Raw genomic sequence first — 3,541 nt, forward strand, 5'->3', positions numbered from 1 at the left:
CCTTCGCGCTGGCCAAGGCGATGGCTGACCTGCACCAGCAGCCTGAACTGCGCACCGGTGGCTGGACGCCGCCCAAGCGCATCGTGTACGTGAGCTGCAACCCCTCGACGCTGGCACGCGACGCCGGCCTGCTGGTGCACCAGGCGGGCTACCGCTGCACCTTCGCGGGCGTGGTGAACATGTTCCCGCACACGGCGCACGTCGAGTCGATCGCGGTCTTCGAGCTGGAATGAAAAAAGGCCCCGCGGGGCCTTTTTTCTTGGGGGCGGAGCAAGCCGCTCAGTCGCGCTCGCCGCCGAAGATGCCCAGCAGGGCCAGCAGGCTCTGGAACACGTTGAACATGTCCAGGTACAGGGCCAGCGTGGCGCTGATGTAGTTGGTTTCGCCGCCGTCCATGATCTGCTTCAGGTCATAGAGCATATAGGCCGAGAAGATGCCGATGGCCGCCACCGAGATCACCAGCATGCCGGTGCTCGAGCCCACGAAGACGTTGATGACCGCGCCGAGCATCAGCACCAGGGCGCCGACGAACAGGAACTTGCCCATGCCCGACAGGTCGCGCTTGATGACCGTGGCCAGCGAGGCCATCACGAAGAACACGCCGGCGGTGCCGCCGAAGGCCGTCATGATCAGTTCGGGGCCGTTCTTGAAGCCCAGCACCATCGCCAGCAGGCGCGACAGCATCAGACCCATGAAGAAGGTGAAGCCCAGCAGCACCGGCACGCCGGCGGCCGAGTTCTTGGTCTTCTCGATCGCGAACATGAAGCCGAAGGCGCCGCCGAGGAAGACGATCAGGCCGAGTCCGCCGGTGAGCGAGCGGGTGATGCCGGTGCTCACGCCGATCCAGGCGCCCAGCACGGTGGGCAGCAGGCTCAGCGCCAGCAGCCAGTAGGTATTGCGCAGCACCCGCTGGCGTTCGGCCTGCGGCAGTGTCTGGCCGTAGCCGGTGGAAGTGTCGAGGGTGGTCACACGGTCGTTCATGGCCGAAGCTCCTGAGGTTGCTGCATGCAATGACACGCAGTTGGGCGCATTCTAGGGGGCTGCAAGAGGGGGCCTTGCAAAGACCGTATGCCCGTTGTTCTTAAGCCCCCGCGGGACGCTGCGGCGCCCCGCCGTTATGCTGTCGGGTTTCGACGCAACCTGAGCTTATTCATGAAGACCAAATCATTCCTCGAACTCGCCGACGTCAAGGCCATCGCCGCTGCAGCGGAAGCCGAGGCCCTGAAGAACAACTGGGCCGTGACCATCGCCATCTCCGACGACGCCGGCAACCTGCTCTGGCTGCAGCGCCTGGACGGCGCCGCCGCGCTGTCCTCGCACATCGCTCCCGCCAAGGCGCACACCGCCGCCATGGGCCGTCGCGAGAGCAAGGTCTATGAAGACATCATCAACGGCGGCCGCACCGCGTTCCTGACGGCGCCCCTGGTGGAAGGCCTGCTCGAAGGCGGCGTGCCGATCGTGAAGGACGGCCACGTCATCGGCGCTGTGGGCGTGAGCGGCGTGAAGTCGAACGAAGATGCGCAGATCGCCAAGGCCGGCATCGCCGCGCTCGGCCTGTAAGCCTTTTCATTCGCCCAAAGCAAAACGCCGACCAGATGGTCGGCGTTTTCTTTTTCGGGGCTTCAGCGTGAAAAAAAGCTTGGCTAGTCGGCGAACCGTTGGCTAGCAAAAAACGACCCTTCGGAGATGAATCTCCTCGAGTCGCCCCACGATGAAACTTGCGCGAGGGGCGGGCTGAACGACCTACTTGGTCAGGATCAGCTTGCCGAGTTTGGTGGCCTGAAGCCGGTAGAGCGAGCCGTTGTGCATGATGCCCACGGTCTTGCTTCCCTTCAGAAGCTCCGTGCTTTCGACCATCGGCGCCGGACGCGCTGCCTGGATCGACGCATGACCGCCACCCGATTGATCGAGCGAAGGGTGGTTCAGGACAGAAAAGGCATTCGGGGTGGCTGGCATCTGGAGTTCCCTTTATGGAAGCGATGAGTGAATGATAATGATTCTCAATATAAAGTCAATCGTCGCGATCAACTTTTTTTTGATCCGTCATTCACCCGTTCAGATCACTTCGTGTCGGGCTCGGTGATGAAGCCGATCTTGCGCACGCCGGCTTCGCGTGCCTCGGCCATGGCCTTGGCCACGCGCTCGTAGCGCACGGCCTTGTCACCGCGGATGTGCAGCTCGGGCTGCGGTTCCTTGGCGGCTTCGGCGGCCAGGCGGTTCGGCAGCTCGCTGTCGTCGATCTTCTGTTCGTTCCAGTAGTAGGCGCCGTCGGCCGTGACGCTGAACAGGATGTTCTGCGGCTTGGGCTGCTCGGGCTCGCTGCTGGCGCGGGGCAGGTCGATGTTGACCGCGTGCTTCATGACCGGCACGGTGATGATGAAGATGATCAGGAGCACCAGCATGACGTCGACCAGCGGCGTCATGTTGATCTCGTTCATCACCTCATCGGGTTCGTCTTGCGTTCCGAAAGCCATGATGCTGCTCAGCCCTTCTTGAGCGGAACCACGACGGCTTCGCCGCTGCCGCTTTGCACGCGGGCGCCGGTCACGAAGTAGGCGTGCAGGTCGTGGGCGAAGCTGTTGAGCTTGGTCAGCACGAACTTGTTGCCGCGCACCAGGGCGTTGTAGCCCAGCACGGCGGGAATGGCGACCGCCAGGCCCAGGGCCGTCATGATCAGCGCTTCGCCGATCGGGCCGGCCACCTTGTCGATGGTCGCCTGGCCGGCCGAGCCGATGCTCATCAGCGCGTGGTAGATGCCCCAGACGGTGCCGAACAGGCCGATGAACGGCGCCGTCGAACCCACCGAAGCGAGGATGGCCAGGCCGGTCTGCAGGCGCGCCGTGAAGGCGTCGATGCCGTTGCGCAGGGCGCGCGTGATCCAGTCGCTCACGTCGAGCGCGTCATGCAGGTGCGCCTTGGTGTTGCGGTGGTGGGCGGCGGCTTCGCGGCCCTCGAGCGCCAAGGCGCGGAAGGGGTTGCTGTCGTCGGTGCCCAGCTTGTTCAGGGCGGTGGCGAAGTCTTCGCTGTGCCAGAAGTCCTGCGAGTGCTTGGCCAGGCGCTTGTATTTGATGACGTCGAGCGCCTTCACGATGATCACGATCCACGATGCGAGGGACATGCCGATCAACAGAACCGCGACAGCCTTGGTGACGAAGTCGCCCTGATTCCAGACGTTCATCAAGCCAAATTGGGAATCCATACGAAGTTGCTCCAGAGAAAAATTAGTTCAGGACGTAGTTGACGGGGGCGTCGTAAGACATGGCCTGCACCACGCCGTTGACCTTGCCGGGCACGAACCGGCATTTCATGATGTATTCCACGGCGGCCTCGTCGAGGCGGTCGAAGCCGCTGGACTTCTTGACCTCGGCGCTCTTGGGCAGGCCGTCGGCGCCCACGAGCACGCGCACGATCACCTTGCCCTGCTCGCCGAGCCGCTTGCTCATGGCGGGGTAGACCGCCTTCGGGTTCTGCAGGTAGTCGGCATTGCTCGACGGCAGCTGCACGGCGGGCGGCGCCGGGGGCGACGGCGGCGGTGCGGGAG

6 protein-coding genes and 1 pseudogene are annotated in these 3,541 nt (G+C 63.9%); 2 read left to right on the forward strand and 5 right to left on the reverse strand.

The genetic code is table 11. The annotated features are described in order from the left end of the window. Nucleotides 1-233 (forward strand): annotated as a pseudogene (locus tag AC07XP_RS27855) (23S rRNA (uracil(1939)-C(5))-methyltransferase RlmD); the annotation flags it as partial. A 46-nt stretch (nucleotides 234-279) separates the two neighbouring features. On the opposite strand, the gene AC07XP_RS27860 reads toward AC07XP_RS27855, so the two are convergent. Beyond that, the gene (locus tag AC07XP_RS27860) at nucleotides 280-981 is read right to left on the reverse strand and encodes a Bax inhibitor-1/YccA family protein (protein WP_062479032.1); all 702 of its coding nucleotides are present in this window, start codon (nucleotides 979-981) and stop codon (nucleotides 280-282) included. A gap of 171 nt (nucleotides 982-1,152) precedes the next feature. Between AC07XP_RS27860 and AC07XP_RS27865 the strand changes: the two genes are divergently transcribed. Next, complete coding sequence (locus AC07XP_RS27865; protein ID WP_056583078.1) at nucleotides 1,153-1,560, forward strand: GlcG/HbpS family heme-binding protein; 408 nt, start codon at nucleotides 1,153-1,155, stop codon at nucleotides 1,558-1,560. Between the two features lie 183 nt (nucleotides 1,561-1,743). Here AC07XP_RS27865 and hemP read toward each other — a convergent pair whose 3' ends face one another. From hemP to AC07XP_RS27885, 4 genes are all read right to left on the reverse strand, one after another. Then, nucleotides 1,744-1,956, reverse strand: a complete 213-nt coding sequence (gene hemP, locus AC07XP_RS27870; RefSeq protein WP_062479029.1) for a hemin uptake protein HemP — start codon at nucleotides 1,954-1,956, stop codon at nucleotides 1,744-1,746. Between the two features lie 104 nt (nucleotides 1,957-2,060). Beyond that, nucleotides 2,061-2,474 (reverse strand): ExbD/TolR family protein, encoded by a 414-nt coding sequence (locus AC07XP_RS27875; protein WP_062479026.1) that lies wholly within the window; start codon nucleotides 2,472-2,474, stop codon nucleotides 2,061-2,063. Between the two features lie 8 nt (nucleotides 2,475-2,482). After that, entirely contained in the window at nucleotides 2,483-3,199 is a 717-nt protein-coding gene (locus tag AC07XP_RS27880; protein ID WP_062479023.1) for a MotA/TolQ/ExbB proton channel family protein, read from the reverse strand. 22 nt (nucleotides 3,200-3,221) lie between these two features. Then, on the reverse strand, nucleotides 3,222-3,541 hold a 320-nt coding region (locus tag AC07XP_RS27885), incomplete at its 5' end, for an energy transducer TonB (RefSeq protein ID WP_495266487.1).

The sequence above is a fragment of the Variovorax sp. GW531-E2 genome (assembly GCF_059423125.1).

Bases quoted from the DNA above. Each gene is read 5' to 3' on its own strand.
- AC07XP_RS27860 (WP_062479032.1), bottom strand. From the start codon at position 981: ATGAACGACCGTGTGACCACCCTCGACACTTCCACCGGCTACGGCCAG.
- AC07XP_RS27865 (WP_056583078.1), top strand. From the start codon at position 1,153: ATGAAGACCAAATCATTCCTCGAACTCGCCGACGTCAAGGCCATCGCC.
- hemP (WP_062479029.1), bottom strand. From the start codon at position 1,956: ATGCCAGCCACCCCGAATGCCTTTTCTGTCCTGAACCACCCTTCGCTC.
- AC07XP_RS27875 (WP_062479026.1), bottom strand. From the start codon at position 2,474: ATGGCTTTCGGAACGCAAGACGAACCCGATGAGGTGATGAACGAGATC.
- AC07XP_RS27880 (WP_062479023.1), bottom strand. From the start codon at position 3,199: ATGGATTCCCAATTTGGCTTGATGAACGTCTGGAATCAGGGCGACTTC.